Genomic DNA, 22,115 nt, shown 5'->3' on the forward strand with positions numbered 1-22,115 from the left:
CTGCTCCATAGACATAAATTGTGGGATTAGCTATACCATGCTGGCCGACTTTGACTGGCGGAGCCGGTACAGGCCGTGAAAGAGACCAATGTTCACTTTGCTTGGCGAAAGTTCCATCCAAATCTGCCGCCAGTATCGCAGGCGGTGGGTTGGCCGCTCCCGTCCCCGTGGCATACGGATGGTAGGGTGAAGTGAGATCACATGCTCCCAGAACTGGCTGTCAAGCTTGTCCATATACCCCTGCCAGCGCTTCATCCACCGCCACACCGTGCGAGCGCACAGCGGACCAATCGGGGCAGGAAGGGCCTTAGCTGCTTCCTCCAGGGACTGCTCGCCATCCGCATGCGTACAGACGAGTTCTTGAACATCCCAGACAAATCGCTCATAACGACCGACGAAGCTCGGCAATACACTGCATGTCCGCTTGCAATCCGGATTTGCACACCGGAACCGAAACACCCGAATGCGCCAAAACTTCTCCTCTGCCCACACGTTCCGGGCATAGCTGCCATGACCATGCAGGATCGGACACCCGCAATATCCGCATGACGGTGGACGCAATAAATCAGGGTCAGGATCCTCACAAAATCGCAAATAGGACTCGACGTTTGCGAAGGGAATCGAATATGATAGAGACATAATCCAATATAGGCACGGGAAAACCGTGACCTTGCAGAAGGAGAGACCGGGGCCGCCAAACCTTACAGGTCTCTCTTCTTTTACGCCTCCTGTCGATGATTGTCGGTATGATATGGATCGTCATACGACAATCAACGAGAAAACCCTCTGTCGTTCAAAGCAACAAAAAACCGCTCATCCTCCGCCAAGCAGCGTGAGCGGCTACAGCACCCCAGCGTGCCCATAAGACCAGACAATTTTCTTGGTGGCGATGTCGATGATCGCGATCTTCTGATTATCTTCTTCATTAATGATGATATGTTGGTTATCAGGTGTCAGGAATGCATCGTCAGCCCCGAGAGAGTGAACCCCTTGGGTGCCGGATCCACCCATGGTCATTTGCCAGACGACCTTCTTGTCCGGCGTCACAATCAGTAATCGACTGTTGCCGCGATCTGCAATGAGCATATCCCCTGGCAGGGGACCCGCAGGGACTTTCACTTTCACGGATTGAGCTGATGCGTTCTGGGTCGAGAGTGATTTCGTCCTGGTTTTTCCAGTCTCGGTGGAATTGTTTGTACCTGTACTCCCACAAGCTACCGCGCCAAGAAGAAGTGTCAGGGTGCTGGCGGCCAAAAGTCCCACGCATACACGACGGTTCATCCTCCATCACTCTCCCATTAATACTTTCCATACTTCGGAGTTGGTCTGCCCGGACGACAAGACCCCGCCTGCGATGTATCCGACCGAACCAACTTGGGTGTATCCCATGTCCGCAAGCGCACTGGGCAGTTTGCCAACTTGTTTTATGGCGCCAGTCTTGACGTTCATGGCAAGAATCTCATCGGTTGGTTGACCATCGGCCCGATTCCCACCGGCGATTACGATGGACATTGATCCAGCCGCGAACGCCGCTGCCTTATCCAAGGCGGAAGGAAGCGTCGCCAAGTGTCGAACTTCGTTTGACCCACTCGACCACACGTAAACGTCATCGCTCAATCCCCCGGACGCCGTTTGTCCACCAGCGATAAATACCTTTCCATTTGTGGAAGCAACAGCCGGATACCGGAGTCCTTCCGGCAAGGTGAACAAAGTCTGCCAATGCAGATGTCTTCCTTGAACACTCACAAACTTCGCAACGCGGTTAAAGATTTTCCCATCGTACCCACCAATCAACAAGAGTCCCCTTTGCCCGTTGTATACATACGGGATACTGACAGCATCAGACAGTCGATTCGGGAGCGATCCAACAATTTCTGCCGCCCCTGGACGGACACGAATGATAGTGTCATACGACCAGCTTTGTCCACCACCAAAGACATACAAGTCTGGGCCCAGAAATCCCGCTGCTGCATCGTGACTAGGCACCGGCAAGTTGGCTATGTTTTGTACATTCGGCGTAATCTGGAACACATTGGTAACAGAAACAGCACCAGTGTACCCGCCTACCGAAAAAACTTGTCCCTGTGCATTTGCAGCCAGAGAATTGCCAAGAAGGTGCACGGGCAACGTGGGCAGGGATTGGACACGTACGACTGGCCATTGGGGAGAAGTTGACCGGGTTTGGAACGTCGATGGTCGCGGCCCAGGATGCTGATTGTTCGAGGTTGTGCCAACCCCACACCCGCCGATCAAGGCAAGAACCAAGACGCCCGTCGACCACATGAATCGTTGTTTCACCGCTCACCCTTCCCTCTTGGTCTCGGATTGATGTTTGATGCAAATGCCTCCTTGCACAACGACAATCTAAGATTAGTAAATCCTTTCGTGAACTTGGTAGAAAACCCATCGAGAAATGTTTGTGGACTGGTGGAGAAATGCCGGAGTTCATCGAATTCCATAATATTTACATCAGTTTCGGATCTTCCGAGGTTGAAATGGGTGTCAATTCTTGTCGAGAGCACTCAGGTAAATTGGGGGACTTGGCGCCATCATCTCGGTGGTTTTTCAGTATGCGACCTGTTTCAACATGTTGCCTTGTGGAACTCGGGGAGTGATAGAAAATTCAGACTCGAATGCATCCGACGCCCATTGTAATACTCCATGAATTCAACTACCGCTTCGTATGCCTGTGCATAACTCGCGAACTCGTTCCTGAAGACTGCCCCGTGTGTTTCCACATCCAGGGCAGCCATATCTCTGATTCACGCCAACATCAATTTCTCTAGGCACCGAACTCAACCGGCCGATTCTACATTCAGCTCACGGGGCTGGGTCGCTTCCCGCGTCATCAACGAGACCACGACCACCACAATGAAGTTGACAAGCAACGCCCAGAACCCCGTGTTGACGCCCCACAAGAGGGAGAGGTTGGACATCGTGAAATAGACGACCATCGCAACACCCACGATGATCCCGGCGAATGCGCCCGCTTTACTCACAGCCCGACGCGCAAAGACGGCCAGAAGTACGGTTGGGAAAAACTGCGAGACGAAATTGTACCCCATCAGCAGCAGCGCTACAATCGCCGCATTGCTGTGGATGGAAAAGAGGAATGTCACCGCTGCGACCACCCAAACCATCACCCGTGCAATCGTTTGGAGCTGCTTTGGAGAGGTGTTGCCGCCAACGAGAGGACGATAAATATTCTCCGCAATCAGCGTTCCTGCGCACATCAGCATAAGGGATCCCGGGACGATGGCAGTCAGAACACCCGCTCCCCCGATCACGCCTGCAACCCAGCCGGGAAACACCTTCTGCACCGCGTCGAGCAGGGCCAGGTTGCTGTTGGTCAAGCCCGGCGTGATCAAAATGGCCGCGAAACCGGCAAAGAACACGAACAACAAGATCAACTGATAGAGAGGGAGGAATATGGCGTTTTTGCGAAATACGCGTTCATGTTTGGCGGTGTAGACGGCACCGAATGCATGCGGCCACATATAGAAGCCGAGCCCCGTCAGGGCAACCGTTGAAATAAACCAGGGAATCCCCATGCCCTTTGCACCCAAAGTCAAGAACCCTGGCTTCTCCGCATTGATTTTCGTAAACATTGCGGTCAGTCCCCCGACATGCATGGTGTGGCCGCTCGGATTATTTGACGGTGAAATTCCAGATGTCATTGTCACCTGGAATCGGCGCGGAAGTTTCACGCATTTTGTCGGCCTTTGAATAAATAAAGGGGGCCGCCTTAGGCGACCCTCCTGCCAACGTGCTCGTCTAGAAGTATATCCACCTCGCAGTGTAAGTTCGGTTGCGCATCAGCACGAATGCGTCACTGCGCTGGTCGTCTTCGTGGAAGATCGCGTACCATCCCTCAGCACACCACTCTATTCTCGCGTAGTAATATCTGTCGCCGATCTCGATTTCAATCGGGTCTCCGCAATGCAAGTCATGTTCATCTTGTTCATCTGCAAAGTACCATCGGTCCCGCAGTGAACTGAATCGTAGATTTCCCGTCATGAGCCGCTCACCTCCATCCATGCCCGCTCCACATGACTGTTATCAACGACGCTGTGTCCCAACGTTGCAGCGTCGATCAGCGCGCCACGACACAGTGTGTTAATCAACCGGGGATTACCTTGGCTGGTTCTCGCAATCAACTTCACGGCATCAGCTGAGAAAATCGTTCTCTCCTGACCCACGCTCGCCAGCTGCTTCGAGACATAGTCCTGCACTTCAGCCTCGGTCAACGTCCCCATGTGGTAGCGAATTTGGATTCTCCCGGATAGTGAAGTCAGGATTCGGAGTTTCATCTTCTCCCGCAATTCTGTTTGTCCCACCAGCCAGAGGGAAATCGGCGAGAATGAATCAGCCCGAAAATTGTTGAGGAACCGAAATTCGGCCAGCATCTGCGGGTCGAGTTCATGTGCTTCATCGACGATAATCACGACTTGTTGGCCTTTTTGGTAGCTTTCTTCGAGCACCTGGTGAACGAGCGCCTGGTTATCTACCTGTCGAAACCTGGGCTGGATCTGCAGACGCTCGAGAATCACGCGGTATAGTGTTTTGGGCGTAAGTCCGGCGTTGGCGATATACATGAACTTGTATTGGCTCTCATCCATTCGCTTCATCACAGCGCGTACGGCCGTTGTCTTCCCGGTCCCGGTGTCCCCGGTTACAAGTGCCATGTGGCGGTGTTCCGTCGCGTAGATGAGCCTTGCAGAGAGCTCGCTGTGACCGTGAAACGCCACCAAGCGTTCGACCGGGATGTCACGGTCAAAAGGCTCCTGAGCGAAGCCAAAGAACTCAGTCATCATGAGATTCACCATCTTTCAGGGCACGAGCAAACGAGGTTCGCCCAAGCGACTGTTGCCTCTGCTTTTCGTGGGCTGCGGTAATCGTTTCGAGAAAGGAAATCCCTGGTTCGGTTGGTAGCTCTGAAGGTGGGGAATCGGCTTGCGTTACACGTTTGTCTGTGTGTCGGCGCATCTTCAGCGGGACGGCATTCGCGTAGTGCTTGCCCTCCAGCCATACCTGAATACGAGTGAGGTCGAAGGGGTTGTAGCGCAACGTCACGGTTCGCCCAACGAGGATGGACTCAACCTCGTACGTGTTTCCCTGCACTGAAATGCAGGCTGTCTTGTCCACCTTTGCCTTGTAGGTCCATTGAAATGCGTCTTCGAGCACATGCGGGTCCACCAACCGCAACGGACCGTGCGTGGTCAGTACGGCTGCAGGCCGTTTTTTCAACGTGCTGTGGGTTCTCTGGTGATACATTTTCTCCAGCCAGGCACGGAAGTAGCGATTGAGGTCGTCGAGATTCTGGATGGTACTGTTCTTCACACACAACTCGGCTTCCGGGCGGAAAGAGCGCTCTACGTAGCCGAAGTATCGTTCCAATTTCCCGCGCCCTTGGGGGAGAAATGGCCGGGAGTGACGAATCTCAAACCCGAGTCTGGCAGCCACCTCGCTCAACTGTTTTGACTGGTAAATCTTTGCATTGTCGCAGTAGAAGATTTTCGGCGTTCCATGCGTAGTAATCGCTTTTTTCAACGCATCCTCAAGCACCGGCAGATTCTCTCGAAAATAAAACGCGGCGTAGCAGATATAACGACTCTTATCGTCAAGTACAGCAACCAATCTGGCTACCCGCATCTGGCCCCCAGAGTTGGGGTCTGGGACGCGCAAGGAATCACAGACGTCACATTGCCAAATTTCGTGAACTTCATTGGCGGTATACCGCTGCCAGGTACGTTGCTTGCGCACTGCCTTTGTACGCTCCACCTTGGCTCTGCGCAAATGCGCGGACAGTGTGCTGCGCCGAATAAATCCTTCTGGAACGAGTCCTTCAGTCTCCAGCATCACAATGAGTTGCTCCACTGTGCGCAAGGGTTGTTCCTTACGCAAGGCCACAGCTCGTTCAATCACATGAGGGGGCAACACCCGCGGTCGGCGGTCGTCTGCCCGAAGTTGGGGAAGCAGCCCATCTACCCCTTCCTTTCGGTAGCCTGCCAAATATCGCTCTAGCGTGCGTTCCGAGAATCTTCTTTTCTCTCCGTTTGGCATCTCATGTTCCTGACTAGCCAGTTCCTCCAGCATCGCTTTTTGAGCACCACTCTCGGTTTGCCGCAATATCGGGGCAATAAGACCATAGCGGAACAGAGCGATTTGGCGTCGCGAATCATCTTGCATGTCCAGCTTCTCCTTCCCATACGAGATAGCCTCATTCTGGGGGCGGGTCCCATCCGCTCGGAAGATGGTTTTCTGTGGGATAAGCAGCGTTGTTACGGTGGAAGGGCTGGGGAGAGGCCATACGACACCCGCTTCACCGACAACGATGGGGCAAACAGGCAGACGACTTCACGCCTGAGATTCCAGAAGTCACTGCCGCCAGCCACGTCAAGCAGCACAAGCCGGTCATAATAGGTGCACAATACCGAGTCTCTGACGTTGTGGCGTAATGGAGGCAGTGGTACATCTGGCCGATGAAACTGGACAATCCGGGAGACCAAGGCGATGACTTTGGTCACCTGCCCCTGAATCCGAGTAAACCAGTTGCGGGCACATGACTCGGATAAGCAGACGCCGCATTCGGCCAATTTGGCTAGGGCAGCGTCTACCGTCAGTGTACCTGCCAAAAGGCTCACAAGAAGATCCTGGACCATGATTGTATACCGCTGGAAAGGTGCGACAAAGGATGGCAGGATTGCAAATGTCCGTTTGCAACTTGGGCACTGCCGCCGTTGTTGTAGGAAATCATGGCGCATCTCGCCTAAATCGAATGGGCGACGACGGTAGTATCCGTGGACGTACGTATACGAATGTGAACAGTAAATACAAGGCACGTCGCGCGGTAGCAGCTTCTGTACAGCGAGGGCGTATTCTTCCGGGCTTACCGGATTGACAGATTTGCATTCTATGGATACGCTAGGCATACAGCGAGAGCCATTCGGCCTCGAATTAGGGAACGAAAGTAACTGGCCACCAACCGAGTACACTTACGTTACCCTGCGCAGATGATGGGAACGCCACCTGGGCCTACTGGGCACAGAGGGCGTTTCTGCATTTCTCGACAATATCCTGCTAAAGTCCCCGACAGCGAATCAAAGAAAATCCACCGACAATGACGTCAAATAATCTGAGCATAAACACATGGGAAGCGCGATGCCAATGACGATGACAACGGCCAGAATCGTGATGTCTTTCAAAACGGCTGTCCATGCGGTGCCATGTACGCCGCTGATGGTCACGTAAAAGGCGATCACCAGCATCGCGATGCCGATCGCGACGGATTGGTGGATGGCTCCGTACGATGCGGTTTCCACAATGAGCCCGAGACCGGTCATCTGGGATTGCAAATATGGAATAATGGCGACGACCCCAACAATTGCAACGAGAATGCCCAGCCACTTGCTGTCAAACTTCTTGTTGAAAAAGTCCGGCTGAGAGATTAGGTTGTGTTCCTTTGCGTACCTCCAAATCGGCGGCAGAATAAAGTAGGAAAACAGGTAGGCAACCGCGCCGTAAGCAAGGATGTATACGGTCGGACCGCCTGTCCCATACGCCCAGCCGCTGCCGCCAAGGAATGTGAATGTCGTATAGATCTCGCCGGCCAAAAGCAGGAACACGAAGAGGATGCCAAAGCCGCGCCCGCCAACGGTCCACTGCTCCATATCCATCTTTTTTCTGCGCTGCGAGAGAAGTGCGAGAACCAGTGCAATCAGAATCGTTGCAAAAATAATCACAATCGGCGCCTTGTGCATCGAACTACTCTCCCTTCTTGTTCGTGGGATCAAACTTGTAAACAATTGCGATGCAAATCGATGTCAAGATGACACAAAGGACGGTGTAAAAGAACAAAAAGGGCATACCGAGGACGATTGGTGTTGCGTGATTTGCAAAGGCGATGCCAACAAAGATAAACAGCAGCGGGACAACGGCCAGCCAACGGACTGCCACGTATGGTCACCTCCTTCCACTTGCGGTGTGTATGGGCGCTTTTGATGAGCCGCTCTCGATCCTGCGGAGAGCATTCTCCGCATTTACGCGAGCGTCTTGAGGACGATGCTGGTAAATGCCTCTACACCGATGGGCAAGGAGGCTTCATCAATGGTGAATCTTGGATGATGATGTGGATAGACAATGCCCTGCTCAACATTGCCGGCACCCACGTTGAAAAACGTTCCTGGAACGACTTTTTGGTAAGCTGAGAAATCTTCTCCTCCCATATGAGGCTCCCCCTCAATCACGACGTCTTCACCGAACGTCTCCACGAGAACCGCACGAAGTTTTTCCGTCAAGGCTTCATCGTTCACCACGGTGGAATATCCTTTCTTGTATGTAAACTCGTACGTGGCACCATGCGCCTCGGTGAGTCCCTTGATGATTTGCTCCATGCGCTGCGGGACCTCGTCCCTCAACTCTTCTTTAAAGGAACGGACGGTGCCATTCAGTTCAACCGTTTCAGGAATGATGTTGTGCGCTGTCCCTGCGTGAAACTGTGTCACGGAGAGTACCAACGGATCGAGCGGGTCGAAGTTTCTTGACACGATGTGTTGCAGGTTGGTGACGACCTGTGCGGCGATAACCACCGGATCGACCGTACAATGGGGCTGTGCAGCGTGTCCACCTTTACCTCGAATCGTAATGTGGAATTCGTCCGGCGATGCCATGAACGGACCGGATCGAATTGCAATTTTTCCGACTTCGAGCGGCGACCAGAGATGAATGCCAATGACTGAATCCACGCCTTCCAGCACACCCGCATCAATCATCTGCTGCGCGCCGCCAGGGAAGAGTTCCTCAGCGTGCTGAAAGATAAAGCGAACTTCGCCGTGAATCTGGTGCGCAAATTGCGTCAGGATTTTCGCCGTACCCAAGAGCATTGCGGTATGCCCGTCGTGCCCACAGGCGTGCATCTTTCCGGGTGTGTTGGAGGCAAACTCAAACGTGTTCTCCTCCGTAATTGGCAATGCGTCCATATCAGCGCGAATCGCCAAAACAGGGCCAGAATGCGCGCCTTTTAAAGTGGCAAGCACACTGGTTTTCGTCGGTCTTGTCACCGTTAAGCCAGGAAACGTCCTTAAGAGGTCATAAACGAATTGCGAAGTCTTCTCCTCCTCAAACGACAGCTCCGGGTTTTGGTGCAGGTACCGGCGCCAACCGACAACTTCCTCTTTCACGGATTCTACGATGGAATGAAGATCCGACAGATGGACGGACATATTGTCACCTTCCCTTTCCGTAACGACTCGCAAGACAAGCTGTGAATATGCTTGTATTTACGGTTTATTTTCGGCTGACTAAGAATGGTCTTATAATAACAGCATTTAGAGTTATTAGACAATCATTTGTTTGTGCTTCACTGTATTCATTTCAAGTGTTGTTCTAACAACTGATTGGTTCTGCCTCTCGCAGCGACCTATGTGACTCGTTATAAGAGCGGGAAAATGGTAGCAAGTGTGGGGAACGGCACTTCACGTTTGGAAGAAGGGGCCACCGCACATCACGTAAATTTTCGCATCATAAACGGAGATTGGGCATTTGCGAAAAACCCGCATCGATGCGAATTGCAATGCCCATTGACTGCCTGCAGACAGTCAGCCGAATCCGGCTGACGTCCGCTAAATCTGAATGTCGTAGATCTTCCGAGGCCTGCCGCGCTGGTATGCCGTTTCTTCGCCAACGACTGTGGCCAGTCCGTTCTCTTCCAACCTCAAGAGAATCCGCCGTGCACTTCGCGGCAGGATGTTGAAGTACTCTGCTAATTCATTCACTGTGATGCGGGAGGACTTCCGCTTTGCGATGATCCCTGCGATCTTCGACAGCGTGAGTGAACTCAGCGCGATTTCGCCACTCAAGTGTTGAAAGTCTTCCCGGGCATACTCCAAAGCAAGGGTTTTGTGCCCTTCCTCAAGCGGAGCAATGAGTGTATTTGTCTCCAATGTGCAGCCCCAACTTCCCGGTCCATGCCACTGCGCCTGCGAAAGTGCCAACCGAGCGCGGCCCAGGGCCTCACTGACAGTTGAACCGACGCCAATCCCGCCGCAAGCAGCTTCATCAGGCAGCCCGGTCAGTTGTCGGAACCGCGGCCGGGTGCGAAAATTGTCCGTAATCTCTTCCATTGCCCCGCGGGTTGTATAGACCATCCAACTGCTGGCGTTCACTTGCTGCTTTGTGCCATGCAAACATCGGGCGTACCGATGGATTGCTGCATCGAAATCTGGCTCAGTGACGATGGCGTTCTCCGAACAGCGCTGAACGAATTGAACGACGACCTGTGCGTTTCGGGACACAAGCAAATCATGCGTCTTCACGATGGCATCAAGTACCTGACGAACTTCACTCGCGGTTGGAGTGATGTGTGTCGCTGGGATGCCAAGCTTTTTCAACTTCAATTGCGCCGATCTCAGGCAGGTAACCGCAGCCTTCGTAAGCCCCTGCTCCCAGAGCGACCGGTGGAAATTCACCAATTCATCGGAGTGGATGGCCCCTGTATAGTGCTTTAGGTGTACCTGACATGCAATGCCGACGCTCGCCAGAAACTGATTCACAGAATCCGGACTTAAGGTGTCAAAACTGAGATCCGAAACCCTCAGCCCTTGTTCGTGAGATAGAAACAGCAGAACTTTGTACAGGCCTTCGCCAGAGTGACGCGTATAAAACACGGGACGGTCAGGATAGAGCTCCTTGGCAACGGAGTACGGGACTTGACCACTACACAGCCACATGTCCACCTCGTTCTCAAGAGGATGCATTCGTTCTTTGATTTCGACCTCTTCCCAATACACAACCGGTCTCATATTGATTTCGCCGAATTCTCGCGCAACTTCTTCGATGACAGCGAGGGAGTCGTCCGCACCAAGGACGCCCAAACGAATTTTACTCATGGAAATCACCCCGTTAAGACGACTCAGCCGCCATCGCCGCCTTTGGCCCGATCACGGCCGTGTGGGCACAACCTGTTTATTTATCAGTCTCAAACGTCAGAGGCTGAAGAATGGCAGAAACGATGGCATGCGGATCGAATGATCGCGCTTGCTCACTCCGTTGTGAACACGGCCCTCTAACCAAATGAAAAATCACCACAGTATTGTAGCTCAACCGACTGTGGTGATTTGCCGTTCATTTGGAGCGGGTGATGGGAATCGAACCCACGCGACCAGCTTGGAAGGCTGGAGTTCTACCATTGAACTACACCCGCAAATTCTGCGAGTCCGTGTGGTCTACACCCATCATACACTGGTGGGCCCACTAGGACTCGAACCTAGGACCAACCGGTTATGAGCCGGCCGCTCTAACCAACTGAGCTATGGGCCCAACATGGAGCGGAAGACGGGATTCGAACCCGCGACCCTCGCCTTGGCAAGGCGATGCTCTACCCCTGAGCCACTTCCGCACTAATCAACGTCGTTGGCCGAGTCATACCGGATCACAACGCAGGTATTATTTTACCACGGCCCGGCTGACGATTCAAATGCCAAGTATGTCCTTTTGCGTGGAACAACGCCCGCCTGAGACACTCCGCTCACAAGTCGTATCCTTGCTGTGTTTCCTTCGACACAGGCTGCTCCACTGCGTGCATGCCGCAAACACCGAACGGAAAGATGCCCGCCTGGTCCACGTGAAACGTTGTCGCCATAATTTTCTTACTTTGATCGGCCGGAACGAGTTTCCCACAGTACATACACCAAATCTCAGGACTTTCCTTAGGTCTGCCTCTGTAGTCTCTCACCCTTTGATGCCCCCATCGACCAGACTCTTTCTCTATCCTGAGATTAGCACAGCGATAAAGTCGATTCTTGTCGATCTGTGGCAGTACCGGCTTGATGAAATATGAATTTTGAACTTCCAATCAACAGGGCCCAGCAAAGTGCTGGGCCCTGTCTTCTCTCGCCTGGCGGCGTCCTACTTTCCCAGGGGTCTTCACCCCAAGTATCATCGGCGCTGGAGGTCTTAACGGTCGTGTTCGGGATGGGTACGCGTGTGTCCCCTCCGCCATTGCCACCAGACTTGCGCTTGTCCATATGCTTCGTATTGCTGCATCTGTCCAAGCTCTCAATGCAAGGTGCTGTACCTTGCAAACCAGATAACGACTTTCCCCTATGCTTCCCGTCTTCCCCAACACCACGCTGGTGAAGCCCTCGACCGATTCGTATCCGTCCGCTCCACGTATCACTACGCTTCCACTCCGGACCGATCTACCTCATCTTCTTTGAGGGGTCTTACTCCGTTGACCGGATGGGATACGTTATCTTGAGGCTGGCTTCGCGCTTAGATGCTTTCAGCGCTTATCCATCCCCGACTTGGCTACCCAGCGCTGCGCCTGGCGGCACAACTGGGACACCAGCGGTCGGTTCATCCCGGTCCTCTCGTACTAAGGACAATTCCTCTCACGTATCCTGCGCCCGCGGCAGATAGGGACCGAACTGTCTCACGACGTTCTGAACCCAGCTCGCGTACCGCTTTAATGGGCGAACAGCCCAACCCTTGGGACCGACTTCAGCCCCAGGATGCGATGAGCCGACATCGAGGTGCCAAACCTCCCCGTCGATGTGGACTCTTGGGGGAGATCAGCCTGTTATCCCCGGGGTAGCTTTTATCCGTTGAGCGATGGCCCTTCCACTCGGAACCACCGGGTCACTAAGCCCGACTTTCGTCCCTGCTCGACCTGTCCGTCTCGCAGTCAAGCTCCCTTTTGCCTTTACACGCACCGCGCGATTTCCATCCGCGCTGAGGGAACCTTTGGGCGCCTCCGTTACCTTTTAGGAGGCGACCGCCCCAGTCAAACTGCCCACCTGACACTGTCCCCGCCCCTGCTTCAAGGGGCCAGGTTAGAAGACAGGCATCTCAAGGGTGGTATCCCAACGTCGACTCCACACAGGCTGGCGCCCATGCTTCTCTGTCTCCCACCTATCCTGTACATGACATACCCATCTCCCATATCAAGCTACAGTCAAGCTCCACGGGGTCTTTCCGTCTAGCCGCGGGTAACCTGCATCTTCACAGGTATTACAATTTCACCGGGTCTCTCGTTGAGACAGCGCCCAAGTCGTTACGCCATTCGTGCGGGTCAGAACTTACCTGACAAGGAATTTCGCTACCTTAGGACCGTTATAGTTACGGCCGCCGTTTACTGGGGCTTCAATTCAGAGCTTCGGGTTTCCCCTAACCCCTCCTCTTAACCTTCCAGCACCGGGCAGGCGTCAGCCCCTATACTTCGCCTTTCGGCTTCGCAGAGACCTGTGTTTTTGCTAAACAGTCGCTTGGGCCTTTTCACTGCGGCTCTCTCGAGCGCCCCTTCTCCCGAAGTTACGGGGCCATTTTGCCGAGTTCCTTAACGAGAGTTCTCCCGCGCGCCTCCGTGTTCTCCACGCGCCCACCTGTGTCGGTTTCCGGTACGGGCACCTCATAACTCGCTAGAGGCTTTTCTTGGCAGTGTGAAGCTCAGGACTTCGGTACTGTTCTTCCCTCCCCTTCACAGCTCAGGCTTCCCAGCGTGCGGATTTGCCTGCACGCCACCCTCGCTGCTTGGACGCCCTCTTCCAGCCGGGCGCTTCCCTGCTCCTCCTGCGTCACCCCTTCGCTCATGCGCTATTCGGTGGTACGGGAATTTCCACCCGTTGTCCTTCGACTACGCCTCTCGGCCTCGCCTTAGGTCCCGACTTACCCTGGGCGGACGATCCTTCCCCAGGAACCCTTGGGCTTTCGGCGGACAAGATTCTCACTTGTCTTTTCGCTACTCATACCGGCATTCTCACTTCCATGCGCTCCACCAAGCCTCCCAGCTCAGCTTCTCCGCCCATGGAACGCTCCCCTACCATGCATTCCTGCATCCATAGCTTCGGTGTCCAGTTTAGCCCCGTTACATTTTCCGCGCGGCAGCACTCGACCAGTGAGCTATTACGCACTCTTTCAATGGTGGCTGCTTCTAAGCCAACATCCTGGTTGTCTGTGCACCGCCACATCGTTTCCCACTTAACTGGCACTTCGGGACCTTAGCTGTTGGTCTGGGCTGTTTCCCTTTTGACCACGGATCTTAGCACTCGTAGTCTGACTGCCAAGGTTGATAAAACGGCATTCGGAGTTTGACTGAACTTGGTAACCCTGGTCGGGCCCCGCACTCAATCAGTGCTCTACCTCCGTCCCTCTTCCCTTGACGCTCGCCCTAAAGCGATTTCGGGGAGAACCAGCTATCTCCGGGTTCGATTGGAATTTCTCCCCTACCCCCAGTTCATCCCCCGGCTTTTCAACGCCGGTGGGTTCGGGCCTCCATGCGGTGTTACCCGCACTTCACCCTGACCAGGGGTAGATCACCCGGTTTCGGGTCGATGACAACGAACTATCCGCCCTCTTCAGACTCGCTTTCGCTGCGGCTCCGGCTTTCCCGCCTTAACCTCGCTCGTCATCATCACTCGCCGGTTCATTCTACAAAAGGCACGCCGTCACATGTCACGCATGCTCCGACTGATTGTAAGCACACGGTTTCAGGTTCTCTTTCACTCCGCTCCCGCGGTTCTTTTCACCTTTCCCTCACGGTACTATCCGCTATCGGTCGCCAGGGAGTATTTAGCCTTAGGAGGTGGTCCTCCCGGATTCCCACGGGGTTTCTCGTGTCCCGCGGTACTTGGGTCCTTGTGCCACGAAGCTGATTCTGTTTCGCCTACCGGGCTCTCACCGTCTCTGGCCGGCCTTCCCATGCCGTTCGACTACAGACTCAGTTTCTCACTTCGCGACGGCCTTGCAGTGCCCTCCGCACAAGTCCCGCTACCCCAGTCCTGCAACGGCTGCAACCTTTTACACAGCACTGGTTTGGGCTCTTCCGCGTTCGCTCGCCACTACTTGCGGAATCACGTTTGTTTTCTCTTCCTCGGGGTACTGAGATGTTTCAGTTCTCCCGGTTGCCTCCACTTACCTATGTATTCAGTAAGCGGTACTGACCCATGACGGTCAGTGGGTTCCCCCATTCGGACATCCACGGATCCATGCTCGCTTACAGCTCCCCGTGGCATTTCGGTGTTCGCCCCGTCCTTCGTCGGCTCCTGGCGCCCAGGCATCCTCCGTGCGCCCTTCCTACCTTCACCTGTTTGCGTCCTTCGATCCGCTTCGGACTGCTTTCGCATTCCTCGCGTCTCAAATTCCGCATGCTCACAGTTACCCACTGTGTTCGTGTCGGTTTGACTTCTTCATAGGAGTCGTTATCCAGTTTCCAAGGTACATTCCGGCTCTCGATCTGCTTTCGCACATCCAAAGCCCCTTTGAGTTCGCCTGCCTGCTTGCGCAGTTTTGGCTCCCTCAAAACTAAACACGCACCGCGACAGTGCCTCTTACTCCGTAGAAAGGAGGTGATCCAGCCGCACCTTCCGATACGGCTACCTTGTTACGACTTCACCCCAATCATCAACCCCACCTTCGGCGGCTGGCCCCCTGACGGGTTACCCCACCGACTTCGGGTGTTGCCGACTCTCGTGGTGTGACGGGCGGTGTGTACAAGGCCCGGGAACGGATTCACCGCGGCATGCTGATCCGCGATTACTAGCAATTCCGGCTTCATGCAGGCGAGTTGCAGCCTGCAATCCGAACTACGAACGGCTTTCAGGGGTTTGCTCCACCTCGCGGTCTCGCTTCCCGTTGTACCGCCCATTGTAGCACGTGTGTAGCCCAGGACATAAAGGGCATGATGATTTGACGTCATCCCCGCCTTCCTCCGACTTACGCCGGCAGTCAACTGTGAGTCCCCACCTTCACGTGCTGGTAACACAGTTCAAGGGTTGCGCTCGTTGCGGGACTTAACCCAACATCTCACGACACGAGCTGACGACAACCATGCACCACCTGTCTCCCCTGCCCCGAAGGGAAACCGCATCTCTGCGGCTGTCAGGGGGATGTCAAGCCCTGGTAAGGTTCTTCGCGTTGCTTCGAATTAAACCACATGCTCCACTGCTTGTGCGGGCCCCCGTCAATTCCTTTGAGTTTCAGTCTTGCGACCGTACTCCCCAGGCGGAGTGCTTATTGGGTTTCCTTCGGCACTGAGGGTGGTACCCCCCAACACCTAGCACTCATCGTTTACGGCGTGGACTACCAGGGTATCTAATCCTGTTTGCTCCCCACGCTTTCGTGCCTCAGCGTCAGTCACTGTCCAGCAAGGCGCCTTCGCCACTGGTATTCCTCCGCATATCTACGCATTCCACCGCTACACGCGGAATTCCCCTTGCCTCTCCAGCACTCAAGTTACGCAGTTTCCAAGGCATTCCCAGGGTTGAGCCCTGGACTTTCACCCCGGACACACGCAACCGCCTACGCACGCTTTACGCCCAGTGATTCCGGACAACGCTTGCCCCCTACGTATTACCGCGGCTGCTGGCACGTAGTTAGCCGGGGCTTCCTCTCTCGGTACCGTCTCTCAAGGGGCTTTCCACTCCCCTTGCCGCTCTTCCCGAGTGACTGAGCTTTACAACCCGAAGGCCTTCTTCGCTCACGCGGCGTTGCTCCGTCAGGCTTGCGCCCATTGCGGAAGATTCCCTACTGCTGCCTCCCGTAGGAGTCTGGGCCGTGTCTCAGTCCCAGTGTGGCCGTCCACCCTCTCAGGTCGGCTACGCATCGTCGCCTTGGTGAGCCGTTACCCCACCAACCAGCTAATGCGCCGCGGGCTCCTCCATCTGCGGTGCATTTGCACCTTTCCCAGCGAGCAGATGCCTGCTCGCTGCCTATCCGGCATTAGCACCCGTTTCCAGGCGTTATTCCGGTCAGTTGGGCAGATTACCCACGTGTTACTCACCCGTCCGCCGCTGACCCCGAAGGGTCCGCTCGACTTGCATGTATTAGGCACGCCGCCAGCGTTCGTCCTGAGCCAGGATCAAACTCTCAAAAAGGTTTGTCTTGCTCATTCGACTTTCGTCGATTAAACTACACTGTCGCTTTCTTGCGTGTTTAGTTTTCAAGGAACCAACATTGCCTTCCGCTTCACAACTTGTCTCTCGTTTGGCGGTTCAAACCGGGTCAACGTGGAGAAAAGCTTGATGTGACGCGGAATTTCGGGTGGTATTCAACCCGGCCGCCTCGGCGGCGACATCGACTAATATACCACGCTGGATAGGCGAGATCAACTGGTATTCGTGCCCAAATTGAAATTTATTTATACGTGTTCACCCTGCAGTTCGGCTCGACGGCCTGCAACGCAATGCCCAAGGGGGCTTTCATTCACCGCGCCCTGTCACGTGCGGCGCCCTGTCACGTGCAGCCCCGGAACTATGGAATCAGGCGAGCAGAATGCTGCCTGCTCGCCTGATTCGCTACGGGGAAACCAACCGGAACGGGGAATTACTCGGCCTGTTTCATGCGTTCCTCAATCTCCTGACGTTCCTCGCGCCACCACAAAGATTCCTCATTCTCCTGAAGGACTTCGACAATCTCGCCTTCATCCGCAACAGCTGGCGGGGAGCCGCGCAGCGGTTTTCCGGACGTGTTTTTGACGAAGATGCTCATGATGATCAGCCCGATGACGCAGGAGAAAATCATGTAATACGCCGGAACCAGGCGGTTCCCCGTGAGCCCAATCAGCCAGGCGACCACCAGCGGCGCAGTACCGCCAAACAGGGAGGTTGAAACGTTGTAGGTAATGGCGAGGCCGCCGTATCGTACGTTCGTGAAGAACAGCGATGGCAGCAGCGCCGGCATGGTCCCCTGGAACGAGGCCAGACCGACGGCCAGAATCAAAATACCGCAGAAGACACTGATGTTGCTGCCGGTGTCGATCAGCAAAAACGCAGGGATCGACAGCACAATCAGCCCGACCAGCCCAATCTGCACGAGCCGCTTGCCGGTGATGCGGTCGCCCAGCCGGCCCATCAGGAGGACCACCGGGATCATGATGATCATCACGATCAGAATGAGCAGCAGCCCTTTTGTGGCGCCGTATCCCAGCACCGTCGTCAGGTGCGAGGGCATGTAGGTCAGGACGGTGTAGTCCACCACGTTATAGAAGAAGACCAAAACCAGGCCGACCAAGAGCGGGCGTTTGTGATACAACAGGACTTCCTTGATCCCGACGCGCTTACGCTCGGCACGCGCCCTTTCCATCTTCTCAAACGCAGGCGTTTCTTCCAGGTGGGTGCGCAGATAAAGGCCAATCATCCCGAGGGGAGCCGCGATGAGGAACGGCAGCCGCCAGCCCCAATGCAGCATGGCTGTGTTGCCTAGCCAAAACGTCAAGAGGGTGACGAGGCCGGATCCGAAAATGTATCCAATCAGTGTGCCGACTTCGAGGCCGCATGCCATTCTGCCCCGTCGTTTGTCCGGTGTCGATTCCGCGATAAACGTCATTGCGCCCGCATATTCGCCGCCCGTCGAAAACCCTTGAACCAAGCGGGCGAACAGGAGCAAGAACGGAGCCGCGATGCCGATGGACGTATATCCAGGAATCAACCCGATGCCAAGTGTCGCCAGCGCCATCAACAAAAACGTGAAGGTTAAGACCTTTTTGCGCCCGATGCGGTCCCCCAAGGTGCCAAAGAACATGCCGCCAATCGGACGGACGAGAAAGGCAACTGCAAAAGTTGCGAGACTATAAATGAGCTGTGTCGGTCCTGAGAACTCTGGGAAGAAGACCTTGCCAATGATGGTCGCGAGGTACGAGTAAACGCCAAAATCGAACCATTCCATTGCATTGCCGACTGCGGTGCCGACGACCGCCTGCCTTGCTGCGCTGAGGTCTACAACCATCACGTCGTCTTTTCGCAATCGCCTTTTTGCAACCAAATCATCGTCCCCCTTTTTCAGTTGTTTCTACAGTTGTTTCATGTGAATTTCTCTCCTTTGCCGAAACCACGAAACCCCCGCAGGAATCCTTCTACGGGGGTAAGAAACGCCAAACACACGCGGGCATACGTCCACTCCTCTCATACACGCTTGCGAAGTTAGCTGCCGGGTTCGGACGAAGAGGACTGCCCTACCAGCCAAATGGCCGGATTCACCCCGAAACATTGGTTCCCCCGCTCCCCTGAATGGGATTCAGCGAAAACGATATGTGGTTTTACCGTATGCGGTTGTCTGTTATTCAGTGTATTTTTATGGACAGGCCCTCATCAACCAGGGATTCACATCGAATCCTTCCGGATATGACAGAATATGCGAGCTATGGTCAGTTCAGCGGCTGTAACCGCGTTTCTTGCGGGAATCCTCCGAATGGATGGTCGATCGCGATGCCGCCCAATGCCCATTCCGCCTTCCCTCGAATGTCAATCCCGATGCCGGCCGATATCCCTGCGCATCTGCATGCCCGGGAAGTGGATGCGTTCTGCGAGTTCATACGCCCGGCGCCTGGCCACGTCAAAGGTTTCACCTGTGCCAAGCACCGTCAGCACCCTGCCGCCAGCCGTCACGACCGCATCGCCCTGACGCTTCGTCCCCGCATGGAAGATGAACGTCCCTTCCGCTGACGCCGACGAGCCCGCCGCCGGAAACGTGATAACGTCCCCAACCCGCGGCGTTCCGGGGTAGTTTTGGGCGGCCAGCACGACGCACACCGCCGCGTCCCCCGCCCAGTCCATCACCACCTCTTCCAGGCGCCCTGCAGCCGTGGCCCACAGCACCTCGAGCAGGTCCGAGCGCATCAGCGGCAGGACCACCTCCGTTTCTGGGTCTCCGAAGCGGGCGTTAAATTCGATCACGCTGGGCCCCTCGTCGGTCAGCATCAGTCCCACGTACAGCACCCCGCGGTACGTGATGCCCTGCGCCTGCAGCGCCGTCAGCGTCGGGCGAACGATGGACGCCTCCACCATCGCCGTCAAGCCCGCATCCAAGAACGATTGAATCGGCGCGAACGCGCCCATGCCGCCGGTGTTCGGGCCGGTGTCTCCGTCGCCCACCGGTTTATGGTCGCGCGCGGGCAGCATCGGCACCACCGTCTGTCCGTCGACAAAAAACATCAGCGACGCCTCGCGCCCCGACAGATACGCCTCCACGACCACGCGGCGGCCCGCGCTGCCGAACCGCCCGCCGAGCATTGCGTCGTCGACGGCCGCGATGGCCTCCGCAACGGTCCGCGCCACCGTGACCCCCTTCCCTGCCGCCAAACCGTCGGCTTTGACGACGATGGGCGCACCCTGCCGGCGGACGTACTGCCTCGCTTCTTCCACGTCGGTAAACACCGCGTAGCTGGCCGTCGGCACACCCGCACGCTGCATCAAGTCTTTGGCGAACGCCTTCGACGTCTCCAGCTGTGCCGCCGCCCGGGTGGGGCCAAACACCCGGATCTCCCGCCGCTGCAGCTCATCCGCCAAGCCATTGGCGAGCGGCTGCTCCGGCCCGACGACGACCAGGTCGATTCCCTCCCGTTCAGCAAACGCAACAAGCGCGGCCACGTCTCCCGCGTCAATCGCCACCAGGCGGCAAAGCGCAGCCATCCCAGGATTGCCGCGGGCCGCGTAGAGCACCGGCTGATGCCGGCTTTGCGCCAGTTTCCAGGCAATCGCGTGCTCACGCGCGCCGCCGCCGACCACGAGCACACGTGCCCTGCGGGGAATGCTGTCGATGATGGCCAATCCGAACCCCTCCGTTCCATCGCTCGCGATTCAGTGCAAGAAATGCCGCTCCCCCGTGAACACCATGGCGATGCCGTGTTCATCCGCTGCGGCGATACTGTCGGCGTCCTTGATGGACCCGCCCGGCTGAATGATGGCCTTGATGCCGGCGGCAGCCGCCGCATCCACGGTGTCGCGCATCGGGAAGAACGCGTCCGAAGCCAGCACGCTGGCCGCCGCGCGAGGACCGGCCTGTTCGATCGCAATTTTCGCCGCCCCGACGCGGTTCATCTGGCCGGCGCCGATGCCCGTCGTGCCTTCGGCGGTCGCCAGGACAATCGCGTTCGACTTCACAAACTTCACCACCCGCCACGCAAACGCGAGCGCCGTTCGCTCTTCGTCCGTCGGCTGACGGCGGGTGACCACCTGCCAATCCGCCGCCACGGCACGATCGACCTCCTGCACCAGCAGCCCGCCCGACACGCGGCGGTACACTTTGTCCCCCGGACGCCACTGCGGCTCCTTCATGTCCACCGTCAAAAGCCGCACGTTTTTCTTGCGAGCCAACTCGGCGCGGGCGGCGTCTGTGAAGGCCGGTGCAATGATGATTTCCAGAAACATGCCCGCCAGCCGTTCCGCCAGCGGCCCATCCAGCGGCCGGTTGCAGGCGATGATGCCCCCGAAAATCGACACTGGATCACTCTCATACGCACGCGCAAAGGCGTCGTCGAGCGTGTCCCCGAGGCCGATGCCGCAGGGATTCATGTGCTTGACGGCAACGACTGCGGCCCGGCCAAGATCGTCAAACGCCCGCAGCATGTTGAGCGCCGCGTCGGCATCCTGAATGTTGTTGAACGACAGTTCCTTGCCCTGCAGCTGCTGCGCGGCAGCGATGGATGCGGGAGACGGGTCGATGTCGGCGTAGAAGTGGGCCGCCTGATGTGGATTTTCGCCGTACCGCAGGGCCTGGCGGTGGACGACTGAAATGTTCAAGGTCTCCGGCCAGCCCTCTGTCACAAGGTGCTCGCTGAGGTACGACGTGATGAGCTGGTCGTAGCGAGCCGTCACGGCGAACACCTTTTGCGCCAGGCGCAGCCGTTCGCGGTCACTCAACCCCGACGGGCGCGAGAGCGCGTCGGCGACCCACGGGTAATCGTCGGGATCGACCACGGGTGCACAAAACCGGTGGTTCTTCGCAGCTGCGCGCAGCATCGACGGTCCGCCGATGTCAATCATCTCCACGGCTTCCTCAAACGTGACGCCCGGCCGCGCAATCGTCGCTTCAAACGGATACAGGTTCACCACGACCACGTCGATGGGGTCAATCTGGTGTTCCGCCATACTGGCTTCGTGCGCGGGGTTGTCTCGAATCCCCAGCAGCCCGCCGTGAATCCGCGGGTGCAAGGTTTTGACGCGGCCATCCAACATTTCCGGAAAACCGGTGTAGTCCTCGACGCGGGTGACCGCAAGCCCGTTCTCCTCGAGGTGTTTCGCGGTGCCGCCGGTCGACAGAATGCCGTACCCCGCCTCCACCAAGCGTCTGCAAAATTCCGCCACGCCGCGTTTGTCAAAGACACTGACCAATGCCCACTTTGCCAA

At 56.1% G+C, this 22,115-nt stretch carries 15 protein-coding genes, 3 tRNA genes, 3 rRNA genes, 2 pseudogenes and 1 riboswitch; all 23 genes and pseudogenes read right to left on the reverse strand.

All coding sequences use genetic code 11. From position 1 onward, the window contains the following. Positions 1–30: 30 nt before the first annotated feature. Complete coding sequence (locus JI721_RS17385) at positions 31–639, reverse strand: DUF6431 domain-containing protein (protein WP_474367333.1); 609 nt, start codon at positions 637–639, stop codon at positions 31–33. Positions 640–840: 201 nt separating this feature from the next. Then, positions 841–1,281, reverse strand: coding sequence for a hypothetical protein (locus JI721_RS03905; protein WP_274456776.1), 441 nt, complete (start codon positions 1,279–1,281; stop codon positions 841–843). 6 nt (positions 1,282–1,287) lie between these two features. Then, a complete protein-coding gene (locus JI721_RS03910) occupies positions 1,288–1,944 on the reverse strand; it encodes a Kelch repeat-containing protein (RefSeq protein WP_274456777.1) in 657 nt (218 codons plus the stop codon). Positions 1,945–2,795: 851 nt separating this feature from the next. Then, complete coding sequence (locus tag JI721_RS03915) at positions 2,796–3,608, reverse strand: SLC5/6 family protein (RefSeq protein WP_274456778.1); 813 nt, start codon at positions 3,606–3,608, stop codon at positions 2,796–2,798. A gap of 166 nt (positions 3,609–3,774) precedes the next feature. Next, a complete protein-coding gene (locus JI721_RS03920; protein WP_274454939.1) occupies positions 3,775–4,017 on the reverse strand; it encodes a DUF5348 domain-containing protein in 243 nt (80 codons plus the stop codon). Continuing rightward, positions 4,014–4,814, reverse strand: a complete 801-nt coding sequence (locus tag JI721_RS03925; protein ID WP_274454938.1) for an ExeA family protein — start codon at positions 4,812–4,814, stop codon at positions 4,014–4,016. Before JI721_RS03925 ends, JI721_RS03920 begins: the two co-directional genes overlap by 4 nt. Continuing rightward, complete coding sequence (locus tag JI721_RS03930; RefSeq protein ID WP_274454937.1) at positions 4,804–6,189, reverse strand: DDE-type integrase/transposase/recombinase; 1,386 nt, start codon at positions 6,187–6,189, stop codon at positions 4,804–4,806. Before JI721_RS03930 ends, JI721_RS03925 begins: the two co-directional genes overlap by 11 nt. Positions 6,190–6,281: 92 nt before the next feature. After that, on the reverse strand, positions 6,282–6,662 hold the full coding sequence (locus JI721_RS03935) for a hypothetical protein (RefSeq protein WP_274454936.1): 381 nt from the start codon (positions 6,660–6,662) through the stop codon (positions 6,282–6,284). A 51-nt stretch (positions 6,663–6,713) separates the two neighbouring features. Next, positions 6,714–6,932: pseudogene (locus JI721_RS17190) on the reverse strand (hypothetical protein); the annotation flags it as partial. 219 nt (positions 6,933–7,151) lie between these two features. Then, positions 7,152–7,760 (reverse strand): annotated as a pseudogene (locus JI721_RS03940) (sodium:solute symporter family transporter); the annotation flags it as partial. A gap of 4 nt (positions 7,761–7,764) precedes the next feature. Continuing rightward, positions 7,765–7,956, reverse strand: a complete 192-nt coding sequence (locus JI721_RS03945) for a DUF3311 domain-containing protein (RefSeq protein WP_274456779.1) — start codon at positions 7,954–7,956, stop codon at positions 7,765–7,767. A gap of 83 nt (positions 7,957–8,039) precedes the next feature. Further along, positions 8,040–9,221 carry a M20 family metallopeptidase gene (locus JI721_RS03950; RefSeq protein WP_274456780.1) on the reverse strand — a complete coding sequence of 394 codons (1,182 nt, stop codon included), beginning with the start codon at positions 9,219–9,221 and terminating at the stop codon, positions 8,040–8,042. A 399-nt stretch (positions 9,222–9,620) separates the two neighbouring features. Beyond that, positions 9,621–10,886 carry an ArsR family transcriptional regulator gene (locus JI721_RS03955; RefSeq protein ID WP_274456781.1) on the reverse strand — a complete coding sequence of 422 codons (1,266 nt, stop codon included), beginning with the start codon at positions 10,884–10,886 and terminating at the stop codon, positions 9,621–9,623. A 240-nt stretch (positions 10,887–11,126) separates the two neighbouring features. After that, a tRNA-Gly gene (locus JI721_RS03960) sits at positions 11,127–11,200 on the reverse strand. A gap of 39 nt (positions 11,201–11,239) precedes the next feature. Beyond that, positions 11,240–11,316: transfer RNA gene (locus tag JI721_RS03965), tRNA-Ile, on the reverse strand. A gap of 4 nt (positions 11,317–11,320) precedes the next feature. After that, positions 11,321–11,395 (reverse strand) — tRNA-Gly (locus JI721_RS03970). Between the two features lie 129 nt (positions 11,396–11,524). Next, entirely contained in the window at positions 11,525–11,731 is a 207-nt protein-coding gene (locus JI721_RS03975; RefSeq protein WP_274456782.1) for a hypothetical protein, read from the reverse strand. A gap of 160 nt (positions 11,732–11,891) precedes the next feature. Next, positions 11,892–12,008: ribosomal RNA gene (rrf, locus tag JI721_RS03980) — 5S ribosomal RNA — on the reverse strand. A 120-nt stretch (positions 12,009–12,128) separates the two neighbouring features. Next, positions 12,129–15,080, reverse strand: a 23S ribosomal RNA gene (locus JI721_RS03985). A 254-nt stretch (positions 15,081–15,334) separates the two neighbouring features. Next, positions 15,335–16,868 (reverse strand): 16S ribosomal RNA (locus JI721_RS03990). The 16S, 23S and 5S rRNA genes sit together here, the layout of an rRNA operon. A gap of 448 nt (positions 16,869–17,316) precedes the next feature. Beyond that, on the reverse strand, positions 17,317–18,717 hold the full coding sequence (locus tag JI721_RS03995; protein WP_274457651.1) for an MFS transporter: 1,401 nt from the start codon (positions 18,715–18,717) through the stop codon (positions 17,317–17,319). Positions 18,718–18,885: 168 nt separating this feature from the next. After that, positions 18,886–19,021: riboswitch (cyclic di-AMP (ydaO/yuaA leader) on the reverse strand. Between the two features lie 211 nt (positions 19,022–19,232). Then, entirely contained in the window at positions 19,233–20,537 is a 1,305-nt protein-coding gene (gene purD, locus JI721_RS04000) for a phosphoribosylamine--glycine ligase (RefSeq protein WP_407654070.1), read from the reverse strand. Positions 20,538–20,567: 30 nt separating this feature from the next. Further along, positions 20,568–22,115: a bifunctional phosphoribosylaminoimidazolecarboxamide formyltransferase/IMP cyclohydrolase gene (gene purH, locus JI721_RS04005; RefSeq protein ID WP_274456783.1), complete on the reverse strand. Its 1,548-nt coding sequence runs from the start codon at positions 22,113–22,115 to the stop codon at positions 20,568–20,570.

This window comes from Alicyclobacillus cycloheptanicus (assembly GCF_028751525.1).
Lineage (GTDB): Bacteria > Bacillota > Bacilli > Alicyclobacillales > Alicyclobacillaceae > Alicyclobacillus_L > Alicyclobacillus_L cycloheptanicus.

Excerpts from the sequence above, each read along its gene's own strand:
- JI721_RS17385 (WP_474367333.1), bottom strand. The coding sequence starts at position 639 with ATGTCTCTATCATATTCGATTCCCTTCGCAAACGTCGAGTCCTATTTG.
- JI721_RS03905 (WP_274456776.1), bottom strand. The coding sequence starts at position 1,281 with ATGAACCGTCGTGTATGCGTGGGACTTTTGGCCGCCAGCACCCTGACA.
- JI721_RS03915 (WP_274456778.1), bottom strand. The coding sequence starts at position 3,608 with ATGTTTACGAAAATCAATGCGGAGAAGCCAGGGTTCTTGACTTTGGGT.
- JI721_RS03920 (WP_274454939.1), bottom strand. The coding sequence starts at position 4,017 with ATGACGGGAAATCTACGATTCAGTTCACTGCGGGACCGATGGTACTTT.
- JI721_RS03925 (WP_274454938.1), bottom strand. The coding sequence starts at position 4,814 with ATGATGACTGAGTTCTTTGGCTTCGCTCAGGAGCCTTTTGACCGTGAC.
- JI721_RS03930 (WP_274454937.1), bottom strand. The coding sequence starts at position 6,189 with ATGCAAGATGATTCGCGACGCCAAATCGCTCTGTTCCGCTATGGTCTT.
- JI721_RS03935 (WP_274454936.1), bottom strand. The coding sequence starts at position 6,662 with ATGGTCCAGGATCTTCTTGTGAGCCTTTTGGCAGGTACACTGACGGTA.
- JI721_RS03950 (WP_274456780.1), bottom strand. The coding sequence starts at position 9,221 with ATGTCCGTCCATCTGTCGGATCTTCATTCCATCGTAGAATCCGTGAAA.
- JI721_RS03955 (WP_274456781.1), bottom strand. The coding sequence starts at position 10,886 with ATGAGTAAAATTCGTTTGGGCGTCCTTGGTGCGGACGACTCCCTCGCT.
- JI721_RS03995 (WP_274457651.1), bottom strand. The coding sequence starts at position 18,717 with ATGGTTGTAGACCTCAGCGCAGCAAGGCAGGCGGTCGTCGGCACCGCA.